This window comes from Streptomyces bikiniensis (assembly GCF_000716625.1).
GTDB lineage: Bacteria > Actinomycetota > Actinomycetes > Streptomycetales > Streptomycetaceae > Streptomyces > Streptomyces bikiniensis.
The window spans coordinates 60835-76579 of the sequence record NZ_JNXJ01000052.1; the positions used below are offsets into that span (position 1 = coordinate 60835).

The following is a 15745-nucleotide window of genomic DNA, read 5'->3' on the forward strand; positions in this document are numbered from 1 at the left end:
CCGGTCAGGGCCGCGGGCCCCGGATCGCGTACACCGCCGTCGTCAGGCCGACCAGGCCGAGCAGGAGCGGGAGCGGGCCGCCGGCGAGGGACTGCTGGGCCGTCCAGCCGGCCCACACCAGCACCCACACCGCCCCGGCCGCGATCCGCCCGCCCGCGCCGAGCAGCCGCAGCAGCAGCGCCGCGAGCGCCAGACACAGACCCTGCACCACCACGGGTGCGAACCGGGCGGCTGGGCCCGTGCCCAGCAGCTCGGCACCCGGACCGGCCGCGACCGGCGGAAGCAGGCCCAGGAGCGGCGGCGTGGTGTGCAGGGCGAGGAAGGTGACCAGCAGCACCACGCCCGCGTATCCGCCGTGGAAGGTGCGCGTGCCGACCGCCGCGCCCTGGAGGCCGATCAGCACCGAGCCGGCCAGCAGGGTCGGCGCCGGGAGCGCGGCGAGCAGGTCCCGGCCGGAGGAGTGGCCGGGGCCGAGGGGGGCGGCGAACGCCAGGGGCAGCCAGAAGGCGAGCACCGTCACCGCGAGCAGCGCCCAGAGGACGGCGGGCAACGAGCGGTTCCGTACGGCCGGGGGCCGCTCGCCGGGCGCGGGCTCGGGGGCGCGCGGCCGGGGCACGTACACGGGGACGCCGTACGCGGGCGTCACCGTGTCCTGGGCGGCCGTCGAGCGGAGGTAGGCGTTCTCGCGCGCCCAGGTGGTGCCGTACCCGTCGTCGTCGGGGGCGACGGGAGTCTTCCGGGCCTCCGGCGCCCGGCCCTTGAGGACGGCCCGCAGGCCCGGCACGCACACCGCCGCCGTCACGGTCATCGAGGCGAGGACGGCGATCCCGGCGCCGTCGATGCCGTACGGGCCGAGGAGGGCGGCCGCGCTGCCGAGGACCAGGACGCACATGGCGCCCTGCACGGCGGCCAGCATGCCGGTGCGCCCCTGGACGCGCAGCACGCCGATGTACAGCTCGACGGCGACCCGGGGGAGCGCGGCGACGGCCAGCAGCCGGAGCACGGTCGTGCCGTGCTCGGCGTAGTCGCCGCCGAAGGGCGCGAGGATCAGCGGGGCGAGGACGACGAGGACGAGGACGACCGGGACGAGCAGCAGCGCCATGCGGCGCAGCGCGCCCCGTACCCCCTCGGCGAGGGAGTCCGGGCTGTGCGAGGCGTGCGCGGTGAGCGAGGAGGCCATGTTGATGGCCATGAACTCCATCGTGCCGCCGACGGTGTACGCCGTGTAGAAGAAGGCGTTGTGGGCGGCGTCGAAGCGGACGGCGACCATCACCGGCAGCAGGTTGATCATGGCGAGGCTGAAGAGCGCGCCGACCGAGTCCCCGGCCATGAACCGGCCGATCTCGCGCAGGCTCGGCGGCTCGCGGTCCCGGTCGGCGCGCGCCTGCCGGGGGATGAGCCGCCGGAAGACGAGCCAGGCGAGCGGGACGACGGACAGGGCGATCGCCGCCGACCAGGAGACGAAGACGCCGAGCACGGGCACGGCGGCGGCCAGGACGACGAGCAGGACCAGCTTGCCGAGCGAGAAGACCGCGTTGCCGACGGGGACCCAGATCGCCCGCCGGAGGCCGGTGAGGACGCCGTCCTGGAGGGTGAGCAGCGCCCAGCCGACGCAGGAGGCGGTGAAGAAGAGCCCGGCGGAGAGGGTGCCGAGGGGCGCGTACGAGGGGCCCCACCGGTCCAGGGTGAGCAGGAAGATCCCGCAGGCCGCGGCGACGACGACGGTGCTGACCAGGTACAGACGCAGGACGAGCGGCCCGGTGGCGCGGCCCGCCCGGGGCACGTACCGGACGACGGCGCCGATCATCGTGGTCGCGGTGAGGGAGGCGAGGAGCCGCTGGGCGGCGATGGCGGCGGAGCCCTGGCCCACGGCCTCCTCGGAGTAGTGGCGGGCGGCGACCAGCCAGAAGCCGAGGCCGAGGGCGGCGGAGACGCCGGTGGAGAGCATGAGGGCGTACGCGTTGCGGAACAGGGAGCCGTCGCCCGGCCCGTCCCGGCCGGCGGGGGTCTCCGGCGCGGCGCCCGCGGGCTCCCCGGCCGCGGGACGGCCGGTGTCCCGCAGCCGTACGGTCTCGCTCACCGGGCGCCGCCGGGCGCGGTCGACAGGTGCGCGGGGCGGATGCCGGCGGTACGCAGGGCGGGCAGGACCTCGTCCGCGCGGCGCGGGTCCACCGGCAGGGCGTGCCGGGCGAACCAGGCGGCCGGCTCCGGCGTGGGGGAGGGGTCGGTGAACGCCTCGCCCGCATAGGCGTCGAGGGGCGGGTCGTAGACGTAGCCGGTGGTGATCCGGCGCCGGGCGAGGGCGGCGACGGCCGCGTCCCGGTCCTCGACGAGCAGCGGCACCCGGAAGAGGGGCTGCGCCTCCGCGTCGGCCCCGGCGCCGGAGCCGTACTCGCCGGCCAGGAGCCGGGCGGTGCCCGCCCGGTGGGCGGCGAGGACGCCGTCGAGCCGGGCCAGCCGGCGGCCGGTGCGGCGGAGCTTGGCGGTGCCCGGCCGGAGCCGGTAGGCGTGCATGTCGACGCGGACCCAGGGGTGGAAGGGTTCGAGGGCGGGCGCGGCCGGCAGGGCCCGTTCCAGGGTGTCGGGACGGAGCGGCATGCGTATCTCCTCCCGCTCCTCCAGGCCGAGCGCCCGCAGCGCGGCGCGGGCGGCCCCGGTCAGGCGCAGTCCGCGCACGGCGGCCTCCGCGTACGGCCGCGCCAGATGGGCGAGTTCGGCGGCGGCGCGGGTCGGGTGCAGCAACACATCGCGGGCGGCGCCCAGTTCGTCGCGCAGGGCCGGGTCGGCGAGGGAGAGGAAGCCGCCGGTCCCGGCGTGGACGTGCTTGGAGAGGCTGAAGACGGACGCCTCGCCGTACGTGCCGACCGGGCGGCCGCCGGTGGTGGAGCCGATCGCGTGGGCCGCGTCCTCGATCAGCGGGATGCCGAGCCGGTCGCAGCGCTCCCGCAGCTCCGGTGCCGGGTCGGGGTTCCCGTACAGGTTGGTGGTGAGGACGGCGGACAGACCGCTCCAGACGGAGTCGGGGACGGCCGCCGCGTCGACGGAGCCGTCGCGCGGGTCGAGCGGCGCCTGCACCGGGCGCAGGCCGGCGGCGAGCACGACGAAGAAGATGACGTCGTCGTTGACCGGCGACATCAGGACCCTGCCGCCGGGCTCGCACCAGTGGCGCAGCGCGAGGTAGAGGCCGAAGCGGCACGACGGCACGTACAGGCACTCCCTGCCCCCGAGCCGGTCGCGCATGAGTTCTTCCAGTTCCGCGTACGCAGAAACCATGTGATTCCCCCTGAAACCCGGGCTCAATGTGGCCCATTCCGGACGGCGCGTCAACAACGCGCCTCCGGTCACCCGCGCGGTGGTGCGCGGAAGGGCCCGTCCGGGGTCGGCAGACCGTGGACGGGCCCTTCCGTGACCGTCTGCGCGGCTGCGGCCGTCCTGACGGTTCGGGGCGGGAGCCGGAGGTCACTCCTCCAGGGTGAGGCCCTGGCGCAGCCGGGTCAGGGTGCGGGCGAGCAGCCGGGAGACGTGCATCTGGGAGATGCCCAGCTCCTCGCCGATCTCCGACTGGGTCATGCCGGAGACGAAGCGCAGGGAGAGGATCTGCCGCTCGCGGGAGGGCAGCGAGGCGATCATCGGCTTGAGGGAGGCGATGTACTCGATGCCGGCGATGGCATGGTCCTCGTAGCCGAGCCGGTCGGCGAGCGCGGCCTCGCCGCCTCCGCCGTCCTCCTCGGCGGGCTGGGCGTCGAGCGAGCTGGCGGTGTACGCGTTGCTCGCCGTCATGCCCTCGACGACCTCCTCCGGCGCTATGCCGAGTTCCTCGGCGAGCTCGGCGACGGTGGGGGAGCGGTCCAGGCGCTGGGACAGGACGTCCGTGGCCCGGGCGAGGTCGAGGCGGAGCTCCTGGAGCCGGCGGGGCACGTGCACGGACCAGGAGGTGTCGCGGAAGAAGCGCTTGATCTCGCCGATGATGGTCGGCATCGCGAACGTGGGGAACTCCACGCCGCGGGAGAGCTCGAAGCGGTCGATCGCCTTGATGAGGCCGATGGTGCCGACCTGGACGATGTCCTCCATCGGCTCGCTCCGGGTGCCGAACCGGGCGGCGGCGAAGCGGACGAGGGCGAGGTTGAGTTCGACGAGGGTGTTGCGGACGTACGCGTGGTCGTGGGTGCCCTCCTCCAGCTCCGCGAGGCGGGCGAAGAGGTCCTTCGACAGGGCGCGCGCGTCGACCGGACCGATGCGGTCCAGGGGCTGGTCGAGCAGCCGGTCGGCGAGCTCGTCGGGGAGGGGGGTGGCGGGGGTGGTGGGTGAGGCGGGGACGACGGACAGGATTGCCGACGGCGCGTCGGGGGTACGCGGGGCGTCGAGCCGGGGTGACATGGGTCTCCTTCGGGTTCTTCTCGCAGCGGTTTGCGGCGCCTCCAAGCCGGCCGTTTCGGGTGTTCTCTCTAGCCCTACCTGCTCGACCCTGAAGGTTGCAAGTGCCATTAATACCGTTTGTTCCGTTATGAGATGGACCCCGTGTGCATCAGAGGGCGACCCGCTTGTAGTGTTCGAGGACGTCAGTCGGCATCCGCGAGAGCGAGAAGAGGCACGGCCATGGACCGCGAACACATCGGCAGCGCACTGCCCGCGCGGCTGCGGGTCGAGACGCGGACCGTGGGGGAGAGCGAAGTCCTCACCCCGGTGGGCGAACTCGACCACCACACCGCCGAACTCCTGCGCGACCCCCTGGACGGGGCACTGGACGCGGGCCGTTCACGGCTCGTCGTCGACTGCACCGGTCTGGAGTTCTGCGACTCGACCGGGCTCAACGTGCTCCTCGGCGCCCGGCTGCGGGCGGACGCCGCCGGCGGCGCGGTGCACCTGGTGGGGATGCGGCCCGCGGTGGCCCGGGTGTTCCACATCACGGGCGCGGACACCGTCTTCACCGTCCACGACACGCTCGCGACGGCACTCCCCGACTGAGCCCGGGCCCGCGCGGGCCCGCCGCTCCCGGCACCCGGCCCGCCGCGCCCCGGCCCCGCACGCCCCGTACGTCCTGACCCCTGCCCCGTCGATCGGTGAGGTGAAGCGCTGATGGACCAAGCTTCCGACGTCCGTACGCTCGCCCTCGGCGGGACCAGCGGGACGGTTCCGCTCGCCCGCGACTTCACGCGGACGGCGCTTTACGAGTGGGGCTGGCTGCCCGCCGTCGGCGCCGACCACAGGGCCGCCGCCGAGGACGTCCTCCTGGTCGTCTCCGAGCTGGTCACCAACGCCTGCCTGCACGCCGACGGGCCCGAGAGCCTGCGCGTCCTGCGGCTGGCCAAGGTGCTGCGCCTCGAAGTCACCGACCGCGGCGCCGGCCAGCCCGCCCCCCGCACCCCGCACCGCGCCGGCCGCCCGGGCGGCCACGGCATGTTCATCGTCCAGCGCCTCTGCCGCGACTGGGGCATCGACCGCACCCCCGGAGCCCCCGGCAAGACGGTCTGGGCCGAGATCTCGGCCCCCGGCGACTGACCGCCGCCGGAAGCCCCCGGGAACGACGGAGGCCGCCGCACCGGATCGGTGCGGCGGCCTCCGTGCGTACGGCCCGGATCAGCTGACGTCGCCCATCAGCGCACGGATCTTCTTGCCCGCGGTCATGAAGGCCAGGCCCGCGGCGACCGCCACGACGGCCCACAGCGAGTAGTACAGCGCGTCGCCCAGCGGCTCGTTGAGCTTGGTGGTCCAGCCGTTCAGGGCGTTGCCCGTCGCGGTGGCCAGGAACCACAGGCCCATGATCTGGCCGACGAACTGCTTCGGGGCCAGCTTCGTCGACAGGGACAGGCCGACCGGGGAGAGGCACATCTCACCGATGGTCTGGACGAGGTAGACGCTCAGCAGCCAGAAGACGGTGACCTTGCCGGTCTCGCTGTTGGCGGCGGCGGCACCCGCGAGGCCCATGATGGCGAACGAGCCGCCGATGAGCAGCATCGCCAGGGCGAACTTCATGGGCGCGCTGGGCTCGCGGTTCCGCTTGGCCAGCTTGACCCACAGCGCGGCGAAGACCGGTGCCAGGACGATGACCATCATCGGGTTGACCGACTGGTACCAGGAGGCCGGGAACTCCCAGCCGCCGATCATGCGGTCGGTCTTGCCGTCCGCGAACAGGGTGAGCAGCGAGCCCGACTGGTCGTAGATCATCCAGAAGAGGACGGCGGTGGTGAAGAACCACGCGAACGCCTTGATCTTCGGCTTGTCCTCGGCGGTCAGCGCCGGGTTGCGGTACATCGCGACGAAGTACACGACCGGCACCACGATGCCGAGCACCGCGAGCACGTTGACGATGTGCTCGATGTCGTACGTGCCGAGGGCCAGGTCCACGAGGAGCGCGGCGACGGCCAGGCCGCCCCACAGCAGGACCTTGCGCAGCGCGTTCCGCTTCTCCTCGGACGTGGCCGGGGTGCCCGGCTCCTTGCCGACGTCACCGAGGTGGCGGGAGCCCAGGACGTACTGGACGACGGCGAGCGTCATGCCGATGCCGGCGACGGCGAAGCCGAGGTGCCAGTTGACGTTCTCGCCGAGGTAGCCGACGACCAGCGGGGCGACCATGCCGCCGATGTTGATCGACATGTAGAAGAGCGTGAAGCCGGCGTCGCGGCGGGCGCTCGGCTGCCCCTCGTACAGGCCGCCGACCATGGCCGAGATGTTCGGCTTCAGCAGACCCGTACCGGCGGCGATGAGGGCGAGGCCCGCGAAGAACGCCGTGTCCGAGGGGATGGCCAGGGTGAAGTGGCCCAGGGCGATGACGATGCCGCCGACGAGCACGGCCTTCCGCGCGCCCCACAGGCGGTCGGCGACCCAGCCGCCCGGCATCGCGGCCATGTAGACGACCGCGTTGTACACGCCGTAGATGGAGGCGGCCAGCGCCTCACGCTCTTCGAGGGGACCGTCGAGGACGGCCGCGACCAGGTAGAGCACCAGGATGGCGCGCATCCCGTACCAGGAGAAGCGCTCCCACATCTCGGTCATGAAGAGAGTGGCCAGACCACGGGGGTGGCCGAAGAACGTCTTCTCGGAACCGGGGGTCCCGGCCGAGGACGTCGTCAGGCTGGACGCCATGTCGATCCTTGCTCTGTCGGGACGCGCTCGCCTTGTGAGCGGGGTGCGCCCGGTGGGGGAGGCCGGCACCGGTGGAATCGGGGGACTCCGCCGGGATCCACGCCCCGGGGGCGCGTCGTCGCGTCCCGGGACCCGGCCCACAGGTCATTCGCCGTCGTCGAGGACGGCCGGGCCGGCCTCACGCAGAAAAGAGGACCCCGGCCCGCCTAGCCGACCGAAGGTCCCCGAATACCGCAACAGACGTCTCGCCACCATACGACACGACACTGCCGGATATGAAAGGACTTGAGACATGGATCACAGGCGGAACTGCAACCGTACGGCTTCATTCGAAGGTCACACACAGGATGCCCACACGATCCACAGGGTCCACCCCACCCCTGCGGATCCCACCCCGGACCGGGGGCGGTGCGGACTACCATCACCCCCATGACCCGTGTACTGCTCGCCGAGGACGACGCATCCATCTCGGAACCGCTGGCCCGCGCCCTGCGGAGAGAGGGGTACGAGGTCGAGGTCCGCGAGGACGGCCCCACCGCCCTCGACGCCGGCCTCCAGGGCGGCGTCGACCTGGTCGTGCTCGACCTGGGCCTGCCCGGCATGGACGGCCTGGAGGTCGCCCGGCGGCTGCGCGCCGAGGGGCACGCGGTCCCCATCCTGGTCCTCACCGCGCGCGCCGACGAGGTCGACACCGTCGTCGGGCTCGACGCGGGCGCCGACGACTACGTCACCAAGCCCTTCCGGCTCGCCGAACTCCTCGCCCGGGTCCGGGCCCTGCTCCGGCGCGGCGCCACCGAGCCCGTCGCGGCCCCCTCCACCCACGGCGTGCGGATCGACGTCGAGTCCCACCGCGCCTGGATGGGGGACGAGGAGCTCCAGCTCACCGCCAAGGAGTTCGACCTGCTCCGGGTCCTCGTCCGGGACGCCGGCCGGGTCGTCACCCGCGACCAGCTGATGCGCGAGGTCTGGGACACCACCTGGTGGTCCTCCACCAAGACCCTCGACATGCACATCTCGTGGCTGCGCAAGAAGCTCGGCGACGACGCGGCGAACCCGCGCTACATCGCCACCGTACGCGGAGTCGGCTTCCGCTTCGAGAAGAGCTGACCCCCGGAGAAAGAGCGTCCGTGCGCCGCCGTCTGATCAACTCCACGCTCGCCGTGGTCCTCGTCGTCATCGCCGTCTTCGGCGTCTCCCTCGTCATCGTCGAGACCCGCACGATCGCCGGCAGCGCCCAGGAGAGCGTGGACTCGGAGGCGCTGCGGATCGTCTCCATCGTGGACAGCCGGCTCATCGGCGGCGAGCCGGTCAACCCGGACATCCTCGCCGAGCAGAGCGGCGCCAAGCGGTACGCGCAGATCCTCATCCCCGGCCGCGACCCGATCTCCATCGGGGAACGGCCCGGGGGCGACGTCATCCGGGGCACCGCCGAGGGCGAGCGCGGCGAGACCGTGATCGTCGAGGAGTCCCGCTCGGCCGTCACCGCCGAGGTCGGCCGCACCCTCCTGATCATCGGCGCGGTGGCCCTGCTCGCCGTCGTCGCCGCCGTCCTCCTCGCCGTACGGCAGGCCAACCGGCTCGCCTCCCCGCTCACCGACCTCGCGGAGACCGCCGAACGCCTCGGCTCCGGCGACCCGCGCCCCCGGCACAAGCGGTACGGGGTGCCCGAGCTGGACCGGGTCGCGGACGTCCTCGACGCCTCCGCCGAGCGGATCGCCCGGATGCTCACCGCCGAGCGCCGGCTCGCCGCCGACGCCTCCCACCAGCTCCGCACGCCCCTCACCGCGCTCTCCATGCGCCTGGAGGAGGTCGCCCTCGCCGACGACCTGGACACGGTCAAGGAGGAGGCGACGATCGCGCTCACCCAGGTCGAGCGGCTCACCGACGTCGTCGAACGGCTCCTCACCAACTCCCGCGACCCCCGCACCGGCTCCGCCGTCGCCTTCGACCTGGACGAGGTCGTCAAGCAGCAGATCGAGGAGTGGCGGCCGGCCTACCGCAGCGCGGGACGGGCCATCGTGCACTCGGGGAAGCAGGGGATGCGGGCCGTGGGCACCCCGGGCGCGGTCGCCCAGGTCCTCGCCGCCCTGATCGAGAACTCGCTCATGCACGGTGGCGGCACGGTCGCCCTGCGGACCCGGGTCACCGGCAACCAGTCCGTGATCGAGGTCACCGACGAGGGGCCGGGCGTCCCGGCCGACCTCGGCGCGCGGATCTTCGAGCGGGCCGTCAGCGGCCGCAGCTCCACCGGCATCGGCCTGGCGGTCGCCCGCGACCTCGCGGAGGCGGACGGCGGACGCCTGGAACTCCTCCAGCAGCAGCCGCCGGTCTTCGCGCTCTTCCTGGGCCGCGAGGCCAGAAGCGTCTCGGACCGGCCGTCGGACCGCCCCGTACGGTGAGGACGGGCCCGGTCAGACCCGGTCGGGCTGGCGGCGGGTCGCCTGCCGCGGCGGCGCCTGCTCCAGGAACGATTCGGCGGTCTGCACCGCCTCCTTCGCCGGCAGGGCGCGGAAGACCCAGGTGCGGTACGACCAGAAGCGGAACAGGGTCGCGATCCCGATCCCGAAGAACTTGAAGAAGTTGCTGGCCAGGGGCCCGTCCCAGCCGAAGCCGTACGTCGCCGTGTAGAGCAGCCCGTTCTGGATCACCAGGCCGATCAGGCTGAAGACCAGGAAGAGGGACATCTCCTTGGTGCGCCTGCTCTTGTCCCGGTCGCGGTAGGTGAAGTACCGGAACCCGACGTAGTTGAACGCGATCGCGACCACGGTGGCGATGACGCTCGCCCGCACGACGGGCAGGTCCGTGAAGTGGCGCACGAGGTTGAAGACCCCGAGGTCCACCAGGACCCCCACGGCCCCCACGGCGCCGAACTTCGCGACCTCGCGGAAGAGCCGGTCGAGTCGCGCGCGCAGCGCGCCGGGTTCACTCATGGTGATGGCTCTGTCCCGTCCGTCCGGGTGACGCCCGGGTGACGTCAACCAGTCCATGCTAACCAGGGCCCCCGGCACATGCCGATGGACCGCGTGAACCATGGCCGAACCTCACCCCCGCCGCGTCCGCCGCAAGGGCCCCCTTGTGTCAAGACACAGGTGGACGAGTGTTCCCCGATGGTGCGGATACCCTAAGAGGGTGACGTTTCCGGTAGTCGGCATGGTCGGTGGCGGACAGCTCGCCCGTATGACCCACGAGGCGGGCATCCCCCTCGGCATCAAGTTCAAGCTCCTCAGTGACACTCCGCAGGACTCCGCGGCCCAGGTGGTGAGCGAGGTCGTCATCGGCGACTACCGCGACCTGGACACGCTGCGTGACTTCGCGCGCGGATGCGACGTGATCACCTTCGATCACGAGCACGTCCCCACCGAGCACCTGCGCGCCCTGGAGGCGGACGGCATCCTCGTCCGGCCGGGGCCCGACGCGCTGGTGCACGCGCAGGACAAGGGGGTGATGCGCGCCCGGCTCGACGCGATCGGCGCGCCGAGCCCGCGCCACCGCATCGTCGCGGACCCCGCGGACGCGGAGGCCTTCGCGGCCGAGGTCGGGGGCTTCCCGATCATTCTCAAGACCGTGCGCGGCGGCTACGACGGCAAGGGCGTCTGGTTCGTGCGTTCGCCCGAGGGCGCCCGCGACCCCTTCCTGGCGGGCGTGCCCGTCCTCGCGGAGGAGAAGGTCGACTTCACGCGCGAGCTGGCGGCCAACATCGTCCGCTCCCCGCACGGCCAGGCCGTCGCCTACCCGGTCGTGGAGTCCCGCCAGGTCGACGGCGTCTGCGACACCGTGATCGCGCCCGCCCCCGGCCTGTCCGAGGAGCTGTCCGGGCAGGCCCAGGAGCTGGCGCTGCGGATCGCCCGGGAGCTGGGCGTCGTCGGCCACCTCGCCGTGGAGCTGTTCGAGACCGCGGACGGCCGCATCCTCGTCAACGAGCTGGCGATGCGCCCGCACAACTCCGGCCACTGGACCCAGGACGGCGCGATCACCTCGCAGTTCGCCAACCACGTCCGGGCGGTCCTCGACCTGCCCCTCGGCGATCCGCGCCCGCGCGCGCCGTGGACCGTGATGTGCAACGTCCTGGGCGGCGACTACCCGGACATGTACTCCGCGTACCTGCACTGCATGGCCAGGGACCCGCAGCTCAAGATCCACATGTACGGCAAGGACGTGAAGCCCGGACGCAAGGTGGGCCACGTCAACACCTACGGCGACGACCTGGACGAGGTGCTGGAGCGCGCCCGCCACGCCGCCGGCTACCTGCGAGGGACGATCACCGAATGAGCACCAGCCCCGTCGTCGGCATCGTCATGGGTTCGGACTCCGACTGGCCCGTCATGGAGGCCGCCGCCCAGGCCCTGGACGAGTTCGAGATCCCGTACGAGGTCGACGTCGTCTCCGCGCACCGCATGCCGCGCGAGATGATCGCGTACGGCGAGGAGGCCGCCGGGCGCGGGCTCAGGGCGATCGTCGCGGGCGCGGGCGGCGCCGCCCACCTGCCCGGCATGCTCGCCTCCGTCACCCCGCTGCCCGTCATCGGCGTGCCCGTGCCGCTGAAGTACCTCGACGGCATGGACTCGCTGCTCTCCATCGTGCAGATGCCGGCCGGCGTCCCGGTCGCCACGGTCTCCGTCGGCGGCGCCCGCAACGCTGGCCTGCTCGCGGCCCGGATCCTCGCCGCGCACGACCCGGCGCTGCTCGACCGGATGCGCGCCTTCCAGCAGGAGCTGAACGACCAGGCGACGGAGAAGGGCAAGCGGCTGCGGGCCAAGGTCGAGGGCGCCGAGTCCTTCGGCTTCGCCCGGTGACCGCCGCCGACCGCCTCGCAGAGGCGCGCGAGCTGCTCGCCGACCACCCCGTGGCGGACGGCCACAACGACCTGCCGTGGGCCCTGCGCGAGCACGTGCGCTACGACCTGGACCGCATGGACATCGCGGCCGACCAGACCGGCGCGCTCCACACCGACCTGGCCCGGCTGCGGGCCGGCGGCGTCGGCGCCCAGTTCTGGTCGGTGTACGTGCCCTGCCGGTTCACCGGGGACGACGCGGTCAGCGCCACCCTGGAGCAGATCGACGTGGTCGACCAGCTCCTGGAGCGGTACGCCGCCGACCTCGCGCCCGCCCTGACGGCGGACGACATGGAGGCGGCCCGGAAGCAGGGCCGCATCGCCTCCCTCAAGGGGGCCGAGGGCGGCCACTCGATCAACAACTCCCTCGCCACCCTGCGCGCGCTGCACGCCCTGGGCGTGCGCTACATGACGCTCACCCACAACGACAACAACGACTGGGCGGACTCGGCGACCGACGACCCCGGCGTCGGCGGCCTCTCCGCCTTCGGCCGGCAGGTCGTCCGCGAGATGAACCGCTCCGGCATGCTGGTCGACCTCTCGCACGTGGCCGCCACGACCATGCGGGACGCCCTGGACGCCACCGCCGCGCCGGTGGTCTTCTCGCACTCCTCGGCCCGTGCCGTCTGCGACCACCCGCGCAACGTGCCGGACGACGTCCTGGAGCGGCTGCCCGCCAACGGCGGCGTCGCGATGGCCACCTTCGTGCCCAAGTTCATCCTCCCGGCGGCCGTCGAGTGGACCGCCCGGGCGGACGAGAACCTGCGGGAGCACGGCTTCGACCACCTCGACACCACCGCCGGGGCGATGGCGCTGCACCGCGCCTTCGAGGAGGCGAACCCGCGCCCGGTGGCCACCGCCGCCACGGTCGCCGACCACCTCGACCACATGCGCGAGGTCGCCGGCATCGACCACGTCGGCATCGGCGGCGACTACGACGGCACGGCCTTCACGCCGTCGGGCCTGGACGACGTCGCCGGCTATCCGAACCTGATCGCGGAGCTGCTGCACCGCGGCTGGTCGCGCCCGGACCTGGCCAAGCTGACCTGGTCCAACGCGGTCCGCGTCCTGCGCGACGCGGAGGACGTCTCCCGCGACCTGAGGGACCGCACGGCCCCCTCGAACGCGACGATCGAGTCCCTGGACGGCCGGACGGCCTGACCGCTCCTACCGGTCCACGCAGAGGCAGAACGGGTGCCCGACCGGGTCCGCGTACACGCGGAAGTCACGGTCGGGCCCGCCCGCGTCGAGCAGCTTGGCGCCGAGCGCGAGGACCTGCTCCTCGCCCCGGTCGAGGTCGTCCACGGTCAGGTCCAGGTGGAACTGCTGCCCGCCCTCCTCCTCGGGCCAGCGCGGCGCGACGTACCCGGAGACCTCCTGGAAGGCGAGCTGGGTGCCGTCATGCCCGGAGAGCATCACCCAGGAGTCCCCCTCCTCGGAGTCCGAGGAGGTACGGGGCGAACCGCCGAGGATCCCGGCGTAGAAGGTGGCGAGGGACATCGGGTCGGGACAGTCCAGGACGACGGACCGCAGCGTGGCGACGGGCATGGCTCTCCTCTTTCGCAGGGGCTCCGCGCGGGTTCCGCGGAAGCGGGGGTGTTCTCCTGACCCCGCCTACCCACTCGGATGCCCGGTAAGGCTCCACGGCCCCGGACAGGCCCTAGCCCTCCAGGAGTTCCAGTTCCGCGTCCGTGAACCGGGCGGCGCAGGCGTCCTCCGTGGCCGTGATCGCGGTCATGCGGAAGACGTCCGCGTCGGTGTGCCGGGCGAAGAGGGTCCACCCCCGCTTCTTGTACTGGGCCGTGAGCACGAAGCCGTCCTCGCCGACCGGTGTCCGCTCGACGGGCCTGTGCTCCTTCCAGCCGCGCTCCGCGAGGGCCGCGAGGACGCCCCGGAACTGCCGCTCCGCCTCGCCGGGCTCCAGGTCGCCGGCCGCACGCACGGCCGAGCAGGCCGCCATCCGGTCCGCCACGTCCTTCCGCTTCCGCGCCTCCTCGGTGGCCGGACCGCCGGACGGGCCCTCCGGCTCCGGGGACTCCGGCTTCGCTCCACCGGGCAGCCCGGCGGCCTCGCCGGCCGCGTCCAGGTCCGCCTGGGCGGCCTCCCTGCCGAAGACGGCCGGGCCCTTCGAGCCGCCCTCCGACCCGCCGCCGCACCCGGTGACGAGCACCGCTCCGACGGCCACGGCGGCCATCGTCCGTACGAATCCGCCCATGGCGGTGCGCATGTACTGTCCCCCCGGTCGTCCCCCGGTTTTCCGGCGCTACGCCCGCGGACGCCCCATCGCCCGGTACGTCCAGCCCGCCGCCCGCCACCGCGCCGCGTCCAGCGCGTTGCGGCCGTCCAGGACGATCCGGGCGGAGACGGCCTCGCCCAGCTCCGCCGGGTCCAGTTCGCGGAACTCGCGCCACTCCGTCAGGTGCAGCACCACGTCCGCCCCGCGCACGGCCTCCAGGGCCGAGTCCGCGTACCCCAGGGTCGGGAAGAGGCGGCGGGCGTTCTCCATGCCCTTCGGGTCGTAGACGGTGACCTGGCCGCCCTGGAGGTGTATCTGCCCGGCCACGTTCAGCGCGGGGGAGTCGCGGACGTCGTCCGAGTCCGGCTTGAAGGTGGCGCCGAGGACGGCGACCCGGCGGCCCAGGAAGGAGTTCCCGCCCAGGGCCTCGCGGGCCATCTCGACCATCTGGCCGCGCCGCCGCATGTTGATGGAGTCGATCTCGCGGAGGAAGGTCAGCGCCTGGTCGGCGCCCAGCTCGCCCGCCCGGGCCATGAACGCCCGGATGTCCTTCGGCAGACAGCCGCCGCCGAAGCCGATCCCGGCCCGCAGGAACTTGGCGCCGATCCGGTCGTCGTGCCCGATGGCCTCCGCCAGCTTGGCGACGTCGCCGTCGGCGGCCTCGCAGACCTCGGCCATCGCGTTGATGAAGGAGATCTTGGTGGCGAGGAAGGAGTTCGCGGCGGTCTTCACCAGCTCGGCGGTCGGGAAGTCGGTCACGACGAACGGCGAGCCCTCCCCGACCGGCACCGCGTACACCTCGCGCAGCAGCTTCTCGGCCCGCTCGCCGCGCACGCCGACCACGATCCGGTCCGGGTGCAGGGTGTCGTCCACGGCGAAGCCCTCCCGCAGGAACTCGGGGTTCCAGGCCAGCTCGACCCCGGCCGGGAGCAGGGCCGCGAGCCGCTCGGCCGAGCCGACGGGCACGGTCGACTTGCCGACGACCAGGGCCCCTTCCCGTACGACCCCGGCGAGGGAGGCGAAGGCGGCGTCCACGTAACTCATGTCACAGGCGTACTCGCCGTGCTTCTGCGGGGTGTTCACGCAGACGAAGTGCACGTCGCCGAAGGCGCCGACCTCCTCCCAGGAGGTGGTGAACCGCAGCCGGCCGCTCGACCCCTCGATGCCCGCCACGTGCTTCGCGAGCAGCTCTTCGAGCCCCGGCTCGTACATCGGGACCCGGCCGGAGGACAGCAGCTCGATCTTCTCGGGCACGACGTCGAGCCCCAGCACCTCGAAGCCCAGCTCCGCCATGGCCGCGGCGTGCGTGGCGCCGAGGTAGCCGGTGCCGATCACGGTGATCTTGAGGGCCATGCGGTACTCCAGGGGGGTCGGGCGGAATGCCTGCCCGAGCATAGCCGTGCCCTGGTCGGGGGCTCGGGCACGCCCTACCATTTGGGTTACTTAACGGTAGTTAGCAAGCGTGGGAGTGAGTGAGCGTGGCAGGTTCTCGCGATTTCGATCTGTACCGTCCTTCGGAGGAGCACGACATGCTCCGGGAGTCGGTGCGTGCGCTGGCGGAGGCGAAGATCGCGCCGTTCGCGGCGGCGGTGGAC

The 15745-nt window shown here is 73.0% G+C and carries 15 protein-coding genes and 1 pseudogene; 8 read left to right on the plus strand and 8 right to left on the minus strand.

Translation table 11 applies throughout. From position 1 onward, the window contains the following. Nucleotides 1-4: 4 nt before the first annotated feature. From OO47_RS29415 to OO47_RS29425, 3 genes are all read right to left on the minus strand, one after another. A complete protein-coding gene (locus OO47_RS29415) occupies nt 5-2080 on the minus strand; it encodes a lipopolysaccharide biosynthesis protein (RefSeq protein WP_051716126.1) in 2076 nt (691 codons plus the stop codon). Beyond that, nucleotides 2077-3273 (minus strand): DegT/DnrJ/EryC1/StrS family aminotransferase, encoded by a 1197-nt coding sequence (locus OO47_RS29420; RefSeq protein ID WP_030215873.1) that lies wholly within the window; start codon nt 3271-3273, stop codon nt 2077-2079. The genes OO47_RS29415 and OO47_RS29420 overlap by 4 nt, the downstream gene beginning before the upstream one ends. Before the next feature lie 186 nt (nt 3274-3459). Continuing rightward, a complete protein-coding gene (locus OO47_RS29425) occupies nt 3460-4377 on the minus strand; it encodes an RNA polymerase sigma factor SigF (RefSeq protein WP_030215872.1) in 918 nt (305 codons plus the stop codon). A gap of 219 nt (nt 4378-4596) precedes the next feature. Here OO47_RS29425 and OO47_RS29430 point away from each other — a divergent pair, with 219 nt between their 5' ends. Beyond that, nucleotides 4597-4965 (plus strand): STAS domain-containing protein, encoded by a 369-nt coding sequence (locus tag OO47_RS29430; RefSeq protein ID WP_030215870.1) that lies wholly within the window; start codon nt 4597-4599, stop codon nt 4963-4965. Between the two features lie 111 nt (nt 4966-5076). After that, entirely contained in the window at nt 5077-5499 is a 423-nt protein-coding gene (locus tag OO47_RS29435) for an ATP-binding protein (RefSeq protein WP_030215868.1), read from the plus strand. A 78-nt stretch (nt 5500-5577) separates the two neighbouring features. Here OO47_RS29435 and OO47_RS29440 read toward each other — a convergent pair whose 3' ends face one another. Beyond that, on the minus strand, nt 5578-7083 hold the full coding sequence (locus OO47_RS29440; protein ID WP_030215866.1) for a peptide MFS transporter: 1506 nt from the start codon (nt 7081-7083) through the stop codon (nt 5578-5580). A gap of 429 nt (nt 7084-7512) precedes the next feature. Here OO47_RS29440 and OO47_RS29445 point away from each other — a divergent pair, with 429 nt between their 5' ends. Together OO47_RS29445 and OO47_RS29450 are read left to right on the plus strand one after the other, a co-directional pair. Beyond that, the gene (locus tag OO47_RS29445) at nt 7513-8190 is read left to right on the plus strand and encodes a response regulator transcription factor (protein ID WP_030215865.1); all 678 of its coding nucleotides are present in this window, start codon (nt 7513-7515) and stop codon (nt 8188-8190) included. Nucleotides 8191-8210: 20 nt separating this feature from the next. After that, nucleotides 8211-9482 carry an ATP-binding protein gene (locus OO47_RS29450; protein ID WP_030215863.1) on the plus strand — a complete coding sequence of 424 codons (1272 nt, stop codon included), beginning with the start codon at nt 8211-8213 and terminating at the stop codon, nt 9480-9482. A 12-nt stretch (nt 9483-9494) separates the two neighbouring features. On the opposite strand, the gene OO47_RS29455 is transcribed toward OO47_RS29450, so the two are convergent. Next, entirely contained in the window at nt 9495-10013 is a 519-nt protein-coding gene (locus OO47_RS29455; protein ID WP_030215860.1) for a GtrA family protein, read from the minus strand. Nucleotides 10014-10233: 220 nt separating this feature from the next. Here OO47_RS29455 and OO47_RS29460 point away from each other — a divergent pair, with 220 nt between their 5' ends. From OO47_RS29460 to OO47_RS29470, 3 genes are read left to right on the plus strand one after another with little or no spacing between them, the layout of a single operon-like run. Further along, nucleotides 10234-11352: a 5-(carboxyamino)imidazole ribonucleotide synthase gene (locus tag OO47_RS29460; protein WP_234323339.1), complete on the plus strand. Its 1119-nt coding sequence runs from the start codon at nt 10234-10236 to the stop codon at nt 11350-11352. Then, nucleotides 11349-11876 carry a 5-(carboxyamino)imidazole ribonucleotide mutase gene (purE, locus tag OO47_RS29465; RefSeq protein WP_030215856.1) on the plus strand — a complete coding sequence of 176 codons (528 nt, stop codon included), beginning with the start codon at nt 11349-11351 and terminating at the stop codon, nt 11874-11876. Before OO47_RS29460 ends, purE begins: the two co-directional genes overlap by 4 nt. Beyond that, nucleotides 11873-13075, plus strand: a complete 1203-nt coding sequence (locus tag OO47_RS29470) for a dipeptidase (RefSeq protein WP_030215853.1) — start codon at nt 11873-11875, stop codon at nt 13073-13075. The genes purE and OO47_RS29470 overlap by 4 nt, the downstream gene beginning before the upstream one ends. A gap of 6 nt (nt 13076-13081) precedes the next feature. Here OO47_RS29470 and OO47_RS29475 read toward each other — a convergent pair whose 3' ends face one another. The 3 genes from OO47_RS29475 to OO47_RS29485 all read right to left on the minus strand — a co-directional run bounded on the left by OO47_RS29475 (nt 13082) and on the right by OO47_RS29485 (nt 15503). Then, nucleotides 13082-13462, minus strand: coding sequence for a VOC family protein (locus tag OO47_RS29475; RefSeq protein ID WP_030215849.1), 381 nt, complete (start codon nt 13460-13462; stop codon nt 13082-13084). Nucleotides 13463-13574: 112 nt separating this feature from the next. After that, complete coding sequence (locus OO47_RS29480; RefSeq protein ID WP_030215847.1) at nt 13575-14141, minus strand: hypothetical protein; 567 nt, start codon at nt 14139-14141, stop codon at nt 13575-13577. A 36-nt stretch (nt 14142-14177) separates the two neighbouring features. Further along, nucleotides 14178-15503 carry a UDP-glucose dehydrogenase family protein gene (locus OO47_RS29485; RefSeq protein WP_030215846.1) on the minus strand — a complete coding sequence of 442 codons (1326 nt, stop codon included), beginning with the start codon at nt 15501-15503 and terminating at the stop codon, nt 14178-14180. 125 nt (nt 15504-15628) lie between these two features. On the opposite strand from OO47_RS29485, the pseudogene OO47_RS38220 reads away from it, so the two are divergent. Then, nucleotides 15629-15745, plus strand: a pseudogene (locus tag OO47_RS38220) (acyl-CoA dehydrogenase family protein); the annotation flags it as partial.